This window comes from Parasphingorhabdus pacifica, from assembly GCF_054779195.1.
Window position 1 is genome coordinate 256,238 of sequence record NZ_BAAGYS010000007.1, and the last position, 14,879, is coordinate 271,116.

A 14,879-nucleotide genomic window follows, 5' to 3' on the forward strand; every position below is an offset into this window, starting at 1 on the left:
TCGGTCGATTTGGCCAGCATGCAGAAGGTTATTGACGGACATCAGGAGGCCATCGACACGCTGGCCGGCGTGGTTCCGGGCGGCTCGTACATGGCGAAGGGCGGCTCGGCGCAGGGGCTGCGTTCGATGGATGCCTCGCGTGACGATCTCGGTGAGGACCAGGAGCTGCTGGCTGCGTTCACCGGCTTCAACAGCGATTGGATCTATGGGCTGGGCAGTCTGCTCAAGACCGGTGAGGGAATTGTCGAGCAGCTCACCGAGGCGATGCGGTCGTATCAGGGGCAGGAGAGCGCGGTAACCGATCTGTTGCAGGACGCGTGGCTGGCGTTGTGGTCGCCGGATCACACCAAGTCCGGCGAGACCATGTCGTGGAGCGAGGTGGATCGGGAGGTCCAGCCGGATTGGGGCGGTTGGGACCAGATCGATGACGATATCGGCGACTCGATGGGCTCGATCGGCGACGACGTCGGCGGGGTGGTCGATGGCGCGACGGACGTCTGGAACTCGGTTACCGGGGGAGGCCGGTAGTGGGAGTTTTCGGGGGTGAGGAACCTGCGCAGCTGGGCGAGACGGACGATCCCACCGAGCTGATCCGCGGTAAGGCCTCTGGGGTGGCCGACAAGGCTCGCGTTTACCGCGGGATCGCCGAGGGCATCGGTGATGCCGCGGCCGGTTTGTCCAAGTTGGATGATTCGGCGTGGACGGGTGAGGCCGCGGATGCCTATCGCCGCGCCAATGAGCAGGAGACGCCGCGCTGGAAGGAGGCCGCGACCGCGTACTCCGAGGCCGCCCGTGCGTTGACCGACCACGGTCACGTGATCACTTCGGCGCAGCAGGGAGCGGCTCGCGCGATCGAGCTGTGGCGTCAGGCCGAAGCCACCACGAAGCAGGCTCGCGCGCAGCATGAACAGCAACAACGCTCTGCCCCGGCGGATGCGCCGCCGGTGCCGTTCGATGATCCGGGCAAAGCGGGTCGGGCGGAGGCCGAGGCGGTCCTCGCGGATGCGCGCCGCTCGATGAAAACGTCCTCGGCGACCACCGCGGATGCGTTGCGGCGTGCTCGTGACCGGGCGCCGGACCCGTCCATGCTCGAAAGGGCGTGGGGGCTTGTCCAGGACCAGTTCTCGCCGATGGGGGAGGTTGCGGGCAGCCTCGCAGGTGGTATCGGGGGAGCTCTCGGCGAGATGGGCGTGGGGTTGATCACCAATCTGTCGAGGCCGGTCCATCTCGTGACTCATCCGGCCGAGACGATCTCGGCGGGGGCGAACATGGCGGCTGGGGTCGTCAGCATGGCTGCTCATCCGGGTCAGACGTTGACCGGGATCGTCGGGACGTCGGCAGAGTGGCGCAACGATCCGGCTGCCGCGTTCGGCAAGGCGTGGACCAACGTCGGTTCGATGTTCACCGGTGTCGGGACGGCGGGGAAGGTCGGGGCGACCCTCGGCAAGGTCGGACGGCTCACGCCTGATGCCCCGAATCCGGACGCCCCGAAACCACCGAACACACCGAACACACCTGGCAGTCCGAAATCCACGCCCCAGCCGCAGTCGCCCCAGACACCTCAACCGCCCCAGCCCCAGCCGCAGCAGCCACCGCCATCCCCTCCCGGCGGCACGCCCTGGAACCAGCCCGGCGGCACGCCCTGGAACCAGCCCGGCGGGGACGGGCTGGGGAGTTCCCAGTACACGCCGGTGCAAGAGCCGCCAGCTCCGCAGCGCGGTGGGTCGGAGGACGGGTTTGCGCGGCCGTCCGGAGATGCTTCGGGCGGGACGGACACCCGCCCCGAAGCCGCCGAGGCTCCACCTGGTCCGTCGCAGCACCGCGCCCCGGACCGGTTCGGCGACATGGGCGGCCCCGACAGTTGGCTCGATGACGGCACCGGAAGCGGCCCGGACTTCGACGATTGGGACGACGGCGGCCCACTCGGAGACCGGGGCAATGGCCCAGCCTCGGAGCCTGTGACCCGGGAGTCCTCGGAGCAGGTCGACGGGCGTCCCGAACACCAGTCCGACGAGCCGCGCCAGGAGCAGCGGCACGAGGACCCGGCCCCACAGCGGGACCACGACGAGACGCCGGGCCCTGCCTCGCAGACACCCGAGCCGGAATCGCACGGCGAATCCCGCCACGATCTCTCGGATGAGGACCGGCAGACCTATCGGGAGCGTATCGAGATGCGCACCGGCGACCCGTTCGATGAGAGCGTGGCCCGACTCCGCGACGAACACCCCGAACTCGCGCACCTGGACGACGAGGAAGCGATGGGCCTGCGCCGCTATATCGGCGAGGACGCCAACACCCTCAATCGCACCTTGCGCGAGGGGGACGCGATCGATCGTGACTACCTCAGTCCCGATGCCAACGTGCTGCGCAGTGCGCTGGACGACATGCCCCGCGTCGACACTGCCGAAACCCCGAAAGCATTTCGCGACATGGGCGTCAGCGACGAGCAATTCGCGGAGGTGCTGGAGCGCTACCGTCCCGGTGCGACGGTGGAGGAGCCAGCGTTCACCTCAGCATCGAAGGACGTTCCGCCGGAGTATTTCGGTGCCAGCCCCGACAAGCCCAACCATGTCCGGTTCATCATTGAAGAACCCCAGCACGCTCGGGACTTCGAACCCACCAACCCGGACGAGCGCGAAATGTTGTGGCAGGACGGCAACCGCTTCGGCGTGCGTGACCTCGAAGAGGTAGGGGACGTATTGCATATCTACATGCGAGACCTAGGACAAGGAGATTAGGAGCTATGACGCCTGAAGAGCGCAAGGCACTGATCCGCCAGTACGTACCCAAGCGGGAAGACCTCAGTCCCGAGGACCGAGCGCGGACCGAGGACTCGCGGCGGTACACCGACGAGAAGATTGCCCGCGGCGAGGTGCTGCAGTCCTGGAGCAAGGACAACACCCCGATCGGCCTGAACAGCAACTTCGAGCCCTTCCCACTTACCGGCCCGGAGCAGGAACAAGACGCGGGAAATGACGACCAAGCGCAGCGGGATGCGGGCAACGGCGACGCCCGGCAGTGAGCCCGCTTGGTCTCGTCGCAGAGTGGCTCGTGCGTCGTAGCTGGTGCGTCGGGGATCGTTGCATGTTCGGGTGCGGCACGGAGTTCCTGGTGGACAGCCGCATCTGCGACCCGAGTACCGACACGTGGCAAATCACTCTGATTGACCCGCCGAAGTGAGGTTGCAACATGGATCATGACGAACTGGTCAGGAAGTATCACACGCCTCGGGAAGAGCTGGACCCGGAAACACGAGCCAGGCTCGATCGGCAAGACGCCGTGAGGGCGGAGCGGTGGGAGCGCGGTGAAAGGACGCCGGAATCCCTGATACAGCGGCATCTCAGCGAAACCCCCCTCCCTCCAGAGGGGTCGCCGAGAGACCTCGTCCGCCGCGAAGCCCGCGAAGCCCGCGAAGCCCGGCGAGGACCAGCAGGGTGAGGACCAGGAGGGTGAGGACCAGCAGTGAGTGCCCGGCCGCGCCGCACGGTGGTTGGCGGCGCGTAAACCGGCATTTTTGAGTTCAGGCCCCATCTCCACCAACGGAGAGGGGGCTTGGCAGTGCTCCAGCTGGACAGCTAACTGCGCGCCGATTCTTCGTACAGTCGGGCCCGTACCTGCGCATAGGCCATCTCGACAGTCAGGCGGCACACCGTCGTTCAGGTGCCACATCTACATGCAGGGCCAAGGTCAGGGAAGGTGAGCTATGACTCCTGAGGAGCGAAAGGCGCTGATCCGCCAGTACGTACCGAAGCGGGAAGACCTCAGTCCCGAGGGCCGAGCGATGGCCGAGGACTCGCGGCGGTACACCGACGAGAAGATCGCGCGCGGCGAGGTGCTGCAGTCTTGGAGCAAGGACAACACCTCGATCGGCCTGAACAGCAACTTCGAGCCTTTCCCACTTACCGGCCCGGACCAGGAACAAGACGCGGGAATCGCGACGACCTGTTTGAAACCGGAGCCGCGCCGCGGAACCCAGAGAACCTGGACCTTGACGACTACACCAAACACGACACCCCATCAGGCTATGTGTCGTGGTCCCGTGACCAGGACGTCTGGCTGCAGTTCGCCGACCGCCAGTACATGTACGTGACCGACGCGCCGGGCGGTATTGACGTCAACGCCAGCGTTGACAACCACGGATACGCCCGCCAAGAAGAGATTGCGGCGCCCGGTGGGACCGCGGCCGAGCGCATCGTGGGCCGGTATCGAATGATGACGGACCCGACAACCGGCCTGCCGGTTCCTAGCGATGAGTTCGAACCCAACCCGCACTACGGCAAACAGGGGGAAAGATGACCACCATGCACGACGACACCCCTCTGCCGACCCCAGAGATCACCGACGCCATGCGCGAGCAGGCCCGGTCACGTCCGGGCGCACGCGTCTACGTGATGGATCCCGAGTTCGACGCGAACGGCGAGGTGCCGCCGTGGGGCATCCGGGGAGCGTTCCCTGCTGACCCCACTACGGGGGAGCTCGCACACGCGCAGTGGATACCGAACCCCAATTACCGGCCAGGACCGAAGCTGCGCGGGTGGCCCGAGCCAACAAACGCCATCGAGCGCGCATTGGAACTGGCCGCCAGCGGATACAGCCGTGCCGATGGGCTACTGCGCGCCCTGGCGGCAGCCGATGCGCACCTGAGCGTGATAACCGACATGCAGAACCCCAACCAGATACCGGTTGTCGCCGACCAAGACGGGCGGCCCGTCCTTCACGCCTACACCAGCGACAACCGCGTACCACTGCAGGTCACCGCGGGAGGTTCGCGGATGCCGGTGCGTGGCCTGGTCAAGGTACTCGACGCACCGGATATGCAACTGGCGCTCAACACCGACTCTCCGCCGGGCCTTGTCCTGCCCGGTCGGGACATCGTGTCCGCGATGATCGCCATACGCAGGGACGAGGCTCAGCAGTAAGCGCACCGCCCGCTGCAGGTGAGGGGGACTGATGGCCGAGGTGATGACGACTCGCACTCCGGTCGAGGCACTGCCGGAGCTGTTGCGTCGCACCGCTGGCCCGGCCGAGCCATGTCGCCGTAGGCGAGCCATCGGGGACAACCCCGGTCAGCAGCGGTTGCTCGACGAGATCCGCATGTCCAACCCGGGTATTGCACACATTCCGGATGAAGAGCTTGCCGGGATGAAGCGCTATACCGAGATTCATCACCAGGACTGGAACGAGGCCCTGCGTGATGGGGACCCGGCGGGGTTGGAGAAGCACGATGTGGAGATCAAGAACGCTGTCTCGGGCATGAACAGCTGCCAGACTGGCAACCCGAACCAGGACAGCAGCTGTACCGAGGGATCGATGTCGCCCCAGAGGATCTGCCCGCGATGCTGGAGCGGTACCAATCCGGCGAGGTCGTGGAGGAAGCCGCGTTCACCAGCGCGGACAAGGCCAACCCGTTCCCCGGCAACGTGCAGTTCGTCATCAATGAACCACAGCACGCCAAAGACCTGGAGTTTCTCAACCCGTATGGGGGCATGGAAGAAGCAGGATGGATGCCTGGTAATCGCTTTCAAGTCGACGGTGTTGTGCCCAACGCTGACGGCACAGGGTGGGAAATCTACATGCGAGATCTAGGAAGGTAGCGGTAGAGAATGACGCCAGAAGAGATGATCAAGCGGTTCGCCACCAACCTCGACGATCTGCCTCCCGAGCGGCGCGCTCGGATCGAGGCGGCGTCCGAGCAGCTACGCGAGAAGAAGGCGCGGGGCGAGTACGCCACCCCCAAACCGGGGGACAACTTCCCTATCGGCATTGATGACAACTTCAAGCCGTTCCCCGTGCGCAAACGCCCCGGAGAGCAAGGACAAGAGCCGGACGACAGCCATGGGCAAGGGTGAACGACCGAAACCGAGGCAACGTCGAGTTCGTGATCGACTCCGCGCAGGGGCGCAATCTGGGGTCCATGGATGCGGCCCAATCCGAAGTGCTGTTCGGGCGCGGCACGGAATTCCTGGTGAAGGGCGTACCTATGACCCGAGTACCGACACGTGGCAAATCCGTCTAACTGACCCGCCGAAGTGAGGTTGCAACATGGATCATGACGAACTGGTCAGGAAGTACCACACCCCCCGGGAACAGCTCGACCCGGAAACACGAGCCAAGTTCGATCGGCAAGACGCCGAGAGGGCTGCAAAGCGAGAACGCGGTGAGTACGTGCCGGAATCCCTCATGCAGCGGCATCTCAGCGAAACCCCTCTCCCTCCAGAGGGATCGCCGGCAGACCTCGCCCGCCGCGAAGCCCGCGCCGCCCCCGAAGCCCGCGAGGACAACGGCGAGGACCAGGAGTGACCCTCGGGCTCCTGCCATGGCGGTGATCGCGGACGTGGGTTGAGCGCGGCACGCAGGGAGGCCATGGACGGGCACGAAGTGGCATCGGCGGCGGCATGCGTCGGCGCTCGGCTGGGCGGCGGGGGTGACGTTGCTGCTCGGCCTGTTGGACATGGTGGGCCTGTCCCAAGAGCCGCCACTCACCCACGGGCTGTGGTTGTTGTTGGTGTTCGTGTTGGCGGCAGGTTTCTGGGAACTGGTGCATCTGCTTACTCGGGACAAGCTCCTCGGACGCGACTCGAATTCCCGATGAGTGACAACCTGGGCGGCCGTAGTTGTACGAGTCCGGGAACCTGCTGGTCAAAGCCAGTTTGAGTTCCGCTTCGCGGCTGAACGGGATGGCCTGGCGGTCCTTTGATGAGGCCCATTCGGACGTTCGGGTGAGTTGTCGGTCACGTCCTTTTTGCCCTGCTGTTTTCGAGACAGGAGCGGTGCGATCTCGATAGTGTGATCCTTGCTGGTTGGGCGGAGGTCGGTGGCTGCTGGCCTCCGCTCGAAGTGTGTGGTGAGGGGAAGGCACCGACATGCTCGACGACATAGGTTCAGGTTTCGCGAAAGCTCAGGGCGCGCTGGCGGAGGCAAGCAAGCAGACCAGCTGGATCAACGAGCAGGTCAGCTCCGGCCAGCTACGCATGAACCCCGAAGCAGCCGAAGCCGCCGCCAAGCACTGCGAAGACAGTGCCGATGAGGTTGGTCGAATGGCGAGGGACTACAACCAGATTGACCGTGTGCGTGGTCTCGGTGACTATGAGTCTTCTGTATCCCTGACTCATCACTTTGAGCAGAAGGCAAACCAATCGGGTTCTGGCGCGGTAGACCTTCTGCGTGACCTGCAGACGGAGATGCTTAACCAGGCCGACGCTTTCCGGAACGCGGCGAAGGATTACCGTGCGACTGATGAGCAGATCGCGGATGACTTGGGAAGGGGATCTCAGTGAAGAATTTTTCGCGGTCAATCGTGGTCGCGGCAGGAGTGCTGGCTCTCGGCGGGTGCGCCGCGGGCGGATCATCTGACGAGGAAGCGCAACCTTCAGAAGAGCAGCGTTCAGCTTTGGCCGGTGTGGATCCGTGTTCGATCCTCACGGAGGAGCAGGCGACTGCTGCGGGTCTTCCATCCGGCGGAGAGCCTGTTGAGCAATATTCGTTCGAACCTGGTTGTTCGTACCAGGGAGACGAGATGTTGCTTACAGTGTATCGCAATGCCGAACAGACTCTCGACGGCTATGGTACTCAGGATAATTGGGCAGACTTCCGCAAAATGGACGTGAATGGTCGTCCTGCTGCTGAAGCGACCACAAATGCGGCGGCGAATCAGGATATGTGCACGACGATGCTCGCGGCTGGTGGTGGTGTCGTTCTCGTCGATGCGCAGTCTACCGATCCGCGTGAGCCGTTCGACGCGTGTGGTGAGTCGTTGAAGATCGCGGAGCAGATCGAGCCGAGTCTGCCGGAGTGATGAGGAAGGCGCTGACGCGTGAAGATGGTGCTGCGGCCGTCGTTGGTTGCTGTTGTTGCGGGGCTGGCGCTGGCAGGGATGGCGGCGTGTTCGCAGGACGGGTCGGCTGGTGAGGACTCGGACTCCGCTGCACTGCAGGGTTCGGCTCCGGCGGAATTGGATCCTTGCTCGGTTCTGAAGCCGCAGCAGGCAACAAAAGCGGGTCTGCCCGCGCAAGAGGAATTCGAGGACCAGATCTCTTCTGAACCTGGGTGTCGTTACCAGGGTGAAGAAAAGATGATAACGATCTTCCGTAACGCGGAGAAGACGCTCGATGAATATGGGCAGCAGGAAAATTGGGGCGAATTCACGAAAACCGATGTAAATGGGCGTCCGGGAGCGAGGGCGGTCGACTCTGCTGCCACGGATGATATGTGCACGACGATGCTCTCAGCTGCTGGTGGTGTGGTCGTGGTGGACGCGCAGGCTGCTGATCCGCGTGACCCGTTCGATGGCTGCGGTGCGTCGCTGGATATCGCCGAAACGATCGAGCCATCGTTGCCGGAGTGACTAGTTGGGAGGGTTGCCTCGTTGATCAGGGCGACCTCCTAATTCCGGTTGATCGTGATTCTGGGGGCTAACTGGTGAGTGGATTCGCTCGGTCGCTGACGCTTGGTGTCAGCGTTCTGGCGGTGTTGGTGGTGGCCGGGTGTTCCAGTGGATCGGATGCGTCCTCTGGCGAGGTGGAGCATTCCCGTTCAGCGTTGGCAAACCTGAAACCATGTTCGATCACGACACCTGAGCAACTTTCAGCTGGGGGTTTTCAAACTCCAGGTGAGAAGATTGAGCAGTACGAGTCGGAACCTGGTTGCAGCTTCTCGAATGGTGCCGACGGTATGCGAGTTAGCCTCTTTAAGAACCAAGAGGAGACGGTGGACTCCTATCGCCAGAGTGGCCGTTTCGATGAGTTCACCATGATTGACGTGAACGACCGGTCAGGAGCCCAGGCTGTTAGTGCTGGCGCAGCGGCGACAGGTGTCTGCACGACGATGCTCCCTGCTGGTGGTGGCGTCGTTCTGGTTGATGCCATTCCGAATGACCCCAGCGCATCGTTCGATGGTTGTGGCGAGTCATTGAAGATTGCGAAGCAGGTTGAACCCAATCTGCCTGAGTGACGTAGGAAGGCGTTGACGCGTGAATAAGGTGCTGCGGCCGTGGATGGTGGCTGTTGCGGGACTGGCGCTTGCGAGTGTGGCGTCGTGCTCGTCGGGGGGATCAGCTGATAAGGGTGGCGGTTCCGGTTCCCCGGAGCCGCAGGGATCGGCTCTGGCGAACCTGGATCCTTGCTCGATCCTCACGCCGCAGCTGGCCACAGAGATGGGTCTTCCTGCCGAGGGTGAACTTGATGAGCAGATCTCATCGGAACCCGCATGCCTGTACGACTCCGGGCTAGAGGGCGGAAAACTGATCACCATTAATCGCAACGCGGAGAAGACACTCGAGGAATACGGGGCTCAAGACAACTGGGGAGTGTTCAAGCCGATCGAGGTAAACGGACGGTCCGCAGCTGAGGCGATCAATGAGGTCGCAATGGGCCAGGACTTGTGCACGACGATGCTCTCGGCTGGTGGCGGTGTCGTCCTGGTTGATGCGCAGTCAACGGATCCTCGTGAGCCGTTCGACGCGTGTGGTGAGTCGTTGAAGATCGCGGAGCAGATCGAGCCGAGTCTGCCGGAGTAACTGGTTGGGAGGACCTTCAGCGTGTATCAGGTAGGTCTTTCGCAACTTCGGTTGATCGTGAGTCTGGGGGTAACTCGTGAGTGGATTGGTTCGGTTGCTGACCTTTGGTGTCAGCGGCCTGGCACTGTTGGCAGTAACAGGGTGCTTTAGCACATCGGGTGCGTCCTCTGACGACGCTGGCCAGCCACGTCCAGCCTTGTCCGAGTTTGAGCCGTGCACGGTGATGAAGCAGAAGCAGCTCGATGCACTAGGAGTAGAGTCCGAGCCCCGTGTCATCGATCCCGTGGACTCGGAGACGGGGTGTTCCTTCCGTGGTGACACCGTGACAGTGACCGTCTTGAAGAATCCGACGTTGACTTTGGCCGAGTACGGCCAGAAGTCGACGATCGAGAATTTCAGTGCGAGGGATGTCAACGGACGTGAGGGCGCGACCGCGAAAACCGTTGGGGCCACGGATGACATGTGCACGACGATGCTTTCGGCTGGTGGCGGTGTCGTCTTGGTGGACGCACAGGCTTCGGATCCGCGTGAGCCGTTGGACGCGTGTGGTGTATCGCTGGACATTGCCGAAACAATCGAGCCAGCGTTGCCGGAGTGACCAGTTGGCCGCGGGGTGGTCGGCGGAGTCGGGATGGCCCGGTCCTGCGCGAGAATTCCCCCGGTTGAACACTTCGAATGCTCGTGTGGGAGTCCGTCCGCGTCCCCCGCGCCGCTGGTGCTGGTCAGGGCGTCAGGTCGGTGAGGGCTTGCCCGGTCGCGGGGTCGAAGGGGACGGATTCGTGGTCGTGGGTGATGAGCCATTGCCCGTCGGTGCGTTGGCATCCGAGGGTGGCGCGCACCCACATGCTCACTTCGTCGCCGGAGACGAGCGTGCCGCTGACGTGGTAGACGAAGGAGCAGAAGCCGATGTCGCCGTTGGCGGCGATGCGGAGGTCGTGGACTTCGTAGCCGATGTCGCTGCTGTAGGCGTCGAACCAGGCTTGGGTTTTCTGCTCGACCGCGTCGCTGCCGTGGGAGCAGAGGGGCGCCAGCACGTCGAAGGTGACGACCTCGGGGTCTTGGCGTGCCGCCAATGGTTCGGGGTTTTTGGCGTGCACGGCTGTGATGCGTTCCAGCACCACTTGGCGCAGCTCTTCTTCCGCGTCGCTGTGTTCTTGCCCGGCAAAGCTCATTCGAGCACCCCCTGGTCTGCTCGTTTCACCGCGCGACGGCTGCGAGTTTAGGTCCCGCAGCGCTTGTCGGCTGAACTTCGGAGCTGATTTCCGGGCGCTCGGGGCCGGCGAAGATCCCGGTCGGGTCGCTGTCAGACGCCGGTGACGCCGTCGATGCGTTCGCGGACGAGGTCGGCGTGGCCGCAGTGGCGAGCGTATTCGGCGATCATGTGGGTGTAGATCCAGCGCAGGGTGACGTGCCCGTGGGGGAAGGGGCTGGTGTCGTCGAGCGCGTGGGCGGCGCAGTTCTCCCGCGCTCGGTCGATCTCGGCTCGCCAGATGGGCCGCGCCGCTGCGTAGGTGTCTCCCGTGGCCAGAGGGAAACCCTCGTCGGCGCTGCTTTGGCGGTCGGAGTCCGGGTCGAAGATGAACGGGATGTCCTCTTGGACGAGGATTCGCCGGAACCAGGTCCGCTCGACTTCGGCCATGTGTCGGACGAGGCCGAGCAGCGTGATCGGTGATGGTGCCGCGGACGCGCGGCGGAGTTGTTCCTCATCCAAGCCGTCGCATTTCTGGGCGAGGGTGGCGCGGTAGAAGTCGAGCCAACTCTCCAGCGAAGACCGCTCGTCGGAATCGAGCGGAGGCATGGCGCGTTCCGGATCACTCATGGTCGCCATCGTGGCACGGGTGTCCGACAACGCGGCCGCAACCGACCGGGATTTGATCTTGTGGATGTGCGGTTGGTTGTGTTCATTGGGTGGTTGTGGTGTCGCGATCCGTGCCAGGCTGGGTTGATCTTTTTTCGCTTGGTGGGGGTTGAAGTGGGCAACGAGGTCGGGCAGGTCGCTGGGCACAGCGTTCAGGCTGGCGAGGTGCATGGAGGTGTGCATTTCCACGCTCCGGTGGGGCAACGGCTGGTGCCTCGGCAGTTGCCCGGCTCGGTGCGGCATTTCGTCAATCGCAGTGTTGAGCAGGACGCGTTGACGACGTTGTTGGCTGGCGTGCGTCCCGAAGGTGTCGTGTTGTTGTCGGCGATCGACGGCACGGCCGGGGTCGGCAAGTCGACGTTGGCGGTGCATTGGGCGCATCGGATGCGTGATCGGTTCGAAGATGGCGAGTTGTACGTGAACTTGCGGGGGTTCGACCCGGTCGCGGAACCGATGGGTATTTCTGAGGCTTTGGGTGTTTTCTTGGCCGCGCTGGATGTTCCGGCGGATCGCGTTCCTGCTGGGGAGGATGCACGGGCGGCGTTGTTCCGGTCGCTGGTGCACGAGAGGCGAATGCTGATTTTGCTGGACAACGCGCGTTCGGCGGAACAGGTTCGCCCGTTGTTGCCGGGGTGTCCGACGTGCCTGGTGCTGGTGACGAGCCGGAATCGGTTGGAAGACTTGAGGGTTCGGGAGGGTGCTTCGCGGATGACTTTGCGCGTGTTGGATCCGGTGGAGTCGCGTGATCTGCTGGTTCGCTATCTGGGGCGGGAACGGGTTGATGCTGAGCCGGCGGCTGCGGATTCGCTGGTTGCGCAGTGCGCTGGATTGCCGTTGGCGTTGGGGATCGTGGGGGTGAGCGCAGCCGAGGACCCCGATTTGTCGTTGGCGGAGCTGGTGGAGGAGCTGAACGACGAGGCGGAGCGGCTTGATGCGTTGGACGCCGGAGGTGAGACCGGGGTTCGCGCGGTGTTTTCGTGGTCGTACCGCTCGTTGTCGGCGGAGTCGGCGCGGTTGTTCCGGCTGATGGGGTTGCCGACGGGCGCGCATTTGAGCCTGGACGCGGCGGCGGCGTTGGCCGGGCTCCCGAGGCGCAAGGCGCGGACGCTGTTGGTGGAGTTGAGCAAGGCTCACCTGGTGGATCAGCAGGACGGGCGATACGGATTCCACGACCTGTTGCGCGCGTACGCGGCCGAGTGCGCGGGAGCCGACGAGACCAGCGAGGAACGAAAAGCAGCACTACGCCGCCTGTTCGACTTCTACCTGCGCACCAGCCACGCGGCGGACGTGATGCCCGAAGCAGATATAACTGGACTGAGTTTCGATGACGACGACGAAGCGATCAGATGGTGGGAGCGAGAACGTGGGAACCTGCTGGCGGCGATCAAGCAGGCTGATGCTTTGGGGAATCACGCACATGCGTGGCAGCTTCCTCGAAGCCTGTTCTACCTCTTCCATCTTCGTGGTTATACGGAGGATTGGCTCGCAACCTACGACGTTGGAATTCGGGCCGCTCGGCAGCTGAAGGAGCAGGTTGCCGAGGCACACTTGCTGCATGAGCTCGGAATCGCCCATTACGACATGAAGGACTTCGACGCTGCTGCGAGCCACGCGGAGCAAGCCGTCTCGTTGTTCGATGCAGTTGGAGACCGCCGTGGGGTCGGCGAAGTTCTGATCGCTCTTGGGCATGCCTACATGGATGGTGGCCGATACACCGACGCTGTAGACCCGCTGAACCGGGCGCTCGAAGTCGCCCGTGAACTCGGCAATCGCTACGGCGAGGGACTAACGCATGGTGCGTTGGGTTTGCTCCATTCGAAGCTCAAAGACTTCGAGGCGGCATTCCCGCACTTCGAGGAGGCATTGCGCATCGATCGGGAGGTCGGTGAGGAGATCGGCGAAGGGTTCGTCCTGAACAACCGGGCGGATGCGTACGTCGAGTCCGGCCAGATCGAGGCCGCAGTCCATGCGTATCGGGAAGCTTGCGGGTTCCGCCGGAGCATCGGCCACAGGCAGGGCGAGGCCGCGAGCCTACGGGGTCTGGGAACTGCTTTGCGGAAGTTCGGCGATCCCGAAGGCGCTCGGGAGGCTTGGCAACAAGCAGTCGTGATGTTCGACGAGCTTGGCCAACCCGAGGCCGTCGAGATCCGAACTGATCTTGCAGGTCTGGAGTCGCGCTAAACCGGCAATAGGTGCTGGAGGTGATCTCGCTGGGAGAGGGAAGCAAGGGTGGCCCCTCCAGGATTAGGTGTGCTCATCTGTCCCCCAGCGCTGGATCAATCCCGGCTCACTCCTGCGGCAGTTTCGCCGCCACCAGTGGCGCAGCCTGCTCGACCATCTGGCATGCAGTCTCGGTGCCGCTTCTCACACTCGCGTCAATGGCGACGGATTCGGAGGCTCCGACTGCGAGCGCCACTGTGCACACACTGCCCGTATTTCCCGTGACCAATTTCGCATCGCGACCTTCGATCGTGGTCGCTTTCGCCTCCCCATCCGAGAAGTTCAACTCGTTCAGAGACCGATCCGTGTTTAGCGAGATGTTGAGCCGGCCAGAGTCGAGTCGCCAACGACAAGATTCGGCGCCAGCCACGCTCTTCGACTCACCAGCACCTTGAACCCCGAATCCGGAGGCTTCATCAGCCGTCATCAACGCACAAGGATCCGTTCCGACGAGAGACGGTTGACCACCGCCTTGGGTTTCTTCAGTTGCGCTCGTCGGTCCAGCAGTATCTTGCTGGGCCGGAGGGTCCTCGGTGGAACCTCCGCACGCTGACAACGTCAGCATCGACACACCAAACACGACCGCTGCGGCCCGTGTAACCATCCTGCTCACGCTTCCTTCTCCAATCTCACATCTGCACGCCGAAGTTGCTGTTACCGTCATCTACCTCTTGGTAGAGAGCAATGCCCTTCTTTAACGCCTCAATCACCTTCGGAGCACGCTCGCGCAGCTGGATGACCAGCTCTTCGTATGAACGACCGTCTCCGCCTGAAGCAACTTGCTGATTGAAGTCAGAGATGGCTTGCCCAGCAGGGCTATCGCCTAGCGGAGTGCGCTGCTTAATCGACTCTAAGTCCAGCTCCATGTCGTACGTGAAGTCTTCGACTTCTTGGAAGATCTTGATCAGCTCGTCACCCGCTTCGGGCGTGACCTGGAACTGGCCCTTGTTGGCCGAGTCGATGACGCCCTGCATGGCATCGTTCGTGGCAGCGAGGTTGGCACCAGCACTCATCGCTTCGGGCATCCCGACATCTCCCCCAGATCGGACTGCATGTGGCGCCCGGAACATATCACCGAAGAGTGACACTCAGTCGTGAACGAGATATTCTCCGTATTAGGGATTTACATCACGCCCGGACAGCGGTAGTAGTTTGTCCAGTTCCGCGCCACAGCACCGGAATCCGCAGCCCAACCACCCTCCGGCTGCCTTGCTACAACTTCGCCCTACGGCAGCTTCGCCGCCACCAGCGGCATCGCCTGTCCAGCCCGCTGGCAGGCGGTCTCGG

General features: G+C 63.4%; 20 protein-coding genes. 16 read left to right on the top strand and 4 right to left on the bottom strand.

Annotated elements, in window-relative coordinates; translation table 11 throughout:
- The first annotated feature begins 18 nt into the window (after nucleotides 1-18).
- The 15 genes from ACYVAN_RS10575 (at nucleotide 19) to ACYVAN_RS10645 (ending at nucleotide 10,112) form a co-directional block, all read left to right on the top strand.
- On the top strand, nucleotides 19-528 hold the full coding sequence (locus ACYVAN_RS10575; RefSeq protein WP_460958261.1) for a hypothetical protein: 510 nt from the start codon (nucleotides 19-21) through the stop codon (nucleotides 526-528).
- The gene (locus tag ACYVAN_RS10580) at nucleotides 528-2,738 is read left to right on the top strand and encodes a WXG100 family type VII secretion target (RefSeq protein ID WP_460958263.1); all 2,211 of its coding nucleotides are present in this window, start codon (nucleotides 528-530) and stop codon (nucleotides 2,736-2,738) included. Before ACYVAN_RS10575 ends, ACYVAN_RS10580 begins: the two co-directional genes overlap by 1 nt.
- Before the next feature lie 5 nt (nucleotides 2,739-2,743).
- Entirely contained in the window at nucleotides 2,744-3,022 is a 279-nt protein-coding gene (locus ACYVAN_RS10585) for a hypothetical protein (protein ID WP_460958265.1), read from the top strand.
- A gap of 821 nt (nucleotides 3,023-3,843) precedes the next feature.
- Nucleotides 3,844-4,296: a scabin-related ADP-ribosyltransferase gene (locus tag ACYVAN_RS10590; protein ID WP_460958267.1), complete on the top strand. Its 453-nt coding sequence runs from the start codon at nucleotides 3,844-3,846 to the stop codon at nucleotides 4,294-4,296.
- Nucleotides 4,293-4,919, top strand: coding sequence for a type VII secretion system-associated protein (locus ACYVAN_RS10595; protein WP_460958269.1), 627 nt, complete (start codon nucleotides 4,293-4,295; stop codon nucleotides 4,917-4,919). Before ACYVAN_RS10590 ends, ACYVAN_RS10595 begins: the two co-directional genes overlap by 4 nt.
- A gap of 417 nt (nucleotides 4,920-5,336) precedes the next feature.
- On the top strand, nucleotides 5,337-5,594 hold the full coding sequence (locus tag ACYVAN_RS10600; protein ID WP_460958271.1) for a hypothetical protein: 258 nt from the start codon (nucleotides 5,337-5,339) through the stop codon (nucleotides 5,592-5,594).
- A gap of 9 nt (nucleotides 5,595-5,603) precedes the next feature.
- The gene (locus ACYVAN_RS10605) at nucleotides 5,604-5,849 is read left to right on the top strand and encodes a hypothetical protein (protein ID WP_460958273.1); all 246 of its coding nucleotides are present in this window, start codon (nucleotides 5,604-5,606) and stop codon (nucleotides 5,847-5,849) included.
- Nucleotides 5,850-6,042: 193 nt separating this feature from the next.
- On the top strand, nucleotides 6,043-6,300 hold the full coding sequence (locus ACYVAN_RS10610) for a hypothetical protein (RefSeq protein WP_460958275.1): 258 nt from the start codon (nucleotides 6,043-6,045) through the stop codon (nucleotides 6,298-6,300).
- A 124-nt stretch (nucleotides 6,301-6,424) separates the two neighbouring features.
- On the top strand, nucleotides 6,425-6,592 hold the full coding sequence (locus ACYVAN_RS10615; RefSeq protein WP_460958277.1) for a hypothetical protein: 168 nt from the start codon (nucleotides 6,425-6,427) through the stop codon (nucleotides 6,590-6,592).
- 271 nt (nucleotides 6,593-6,863) lie between these two features.
- The gene (locus tag ACYVAN_RS10620) at nucleotides 6,864-7,277 is read left to right on the top strand and encodes a hypothetical protein (protein ID WP_460958279.1); all 414 of its coding nucleotides are present in this window, start codon (nucleotides 6,864-6,866) and stop codon (nucleotides 7,275-7,277) included.
- Nucleotides 7,274-7,795 carry a DUF3558 domain-containing protein gene (locus ACYVAN_RS10625; protein ID WP_460958281.1) on the top strand — a complete coding sequence of 174 codons (522 nt, stop codon included), beginning with the start codon at nucleotides 7,274-7,276 and terminating at the stop codon, nucleotides 7,793-7,795. Before ACYVAN_RS10620 ends, ACYVAN_RS10625 begins: the two co-directional genes overlap by 4 nt.
- Nucleotides 7,796-7,819: 24 nt before the next feature.
- A complete protein-coding gene (locus ACYVAN_RS10630) occupies nucleotides 7,820-8,344 on the top strand; it encodes a DUF3558 family protein (protein WP_460958719.1) in 525 nt (174 codons plus the stop codon).
- A gap of 74 nt (nucleotides 8,345-8,418) precedes the next feature.
- A complete protein-coding gene (locus ACYVAN_RS10635) occupies nucleotides 8,419-8,949 on the top strand; it encodes a DUF3558 family protein (protein WP_460958283.1) in 531 nt (176 codons plus the stop codon).
- Between the two features lie 19 nt (nucleotides 8,950-8,968).
- On the top strand, nucleotides 8,969-9,514 hold the full coding sequence (locus ACYVAN_RS10640; RefSeq protein ID WP_460958285.1) for a DUF3558 domain-containing protein: 546 nt from the start codon (nucleotides 8,969-8,971) through the stop codon (nucleotides 9,512-9,514).
- 76 nt (nucleotides 9,515-9,590) lie between these two features.
- Nucleotides 9,591-10,112, top strand: a complete 522-nt coding sequence (locus ACYVAN_RS10645) for a DUF3558 family protein (protein ID WP_460958287.1) — start codon at nucleotides 9,591-9,593, stop codon at nucleotides 10,110-10,112.
- A 124-nt stretch (nucleotides 10,113-10,236) separates the two neighbouring features.
- Here the strand turns inward: ACYVAN_RS10645 and ACYVAN_RS10650 are convergent, their stop codons facing one another.
- Nucleotides 10,237-10,686, bottom strand: a complete 450-nt coding sequence (locus tag ACYVAN_RS10650) for a YybH family protein (RefSeq protein ID WP_460958288.1) — start codon at nucleotides 10,684-10,686, stop codon at nucleotides 10,237-10,239.
- A gap of 131 nt (nucleotides 10,687-10,817) precedes the next feature.
- A complete protein-coding gene (locus ACYVAN_RS10655) occupies nucleotides 10,818-11,555 on the bottom strand; it encodes a DinB family protein (protein ID WP_460958290.1) in 738 nt (245 codons plus the stop codon).
- Here ACYVAN_RS10655 and ACYVAN_RS10660 point away from each other — a divergent pair.
- On the top strand, nucleotides 11,550-13,553 hold the full coding sequence (locus ACYVAN_RS10660; RefSeq protein WP_460958292.1) for an ATP-binding protein: 2,004 nt from the start codon (nucleotides 11,550-11,552) through the stop codon (nucleotides 13,551-13,553). The genes ACYVAN_RS10655 and ACYVAN_RS10660 overlap by 6 nt on opposite strands.
- Nucleotides 13,554-13,659: 106 nt before the next feature.
- Here ACYVAN_RS10660 and ACYVAN_RS10665 read toward each other — a convergent pair whose 3' ends face one another.
- Both ACYVAN_RS10665 and ACYVAN_RS10670 read right to left on the bottom strand, forming a co-directional pair.
- The gene (locus ACYVAN_RS10665) at nucleotides 13,660-14,196 is read right to left on the bottom strand and encodes a DUF3558 family protein (protein WP_460958721.1); all 537 of its coding nucleotides are present in this window, start codon (nucleotides 14,194-14,196) and stop codon (nucleotides 13,660-13,662) included.
- Nucleotides 14,197-14,221: 25 nt separating this feature from the next.
- Nucleotides 14,222-14,617: a hypothetical protein gene (locus ACYVAN_RS10670; RefSeq protein ID WP_460958294.1), complete on the bottom strand. Its 396-nt coding sequence runs from the start codon at nucleotides 14,615-14,617 to the stop codon at nucleotides 14,222-14,224.
- Between the last annotated feature and the right edge of the window lie 262 nt (nucleotides 14,618-14,879).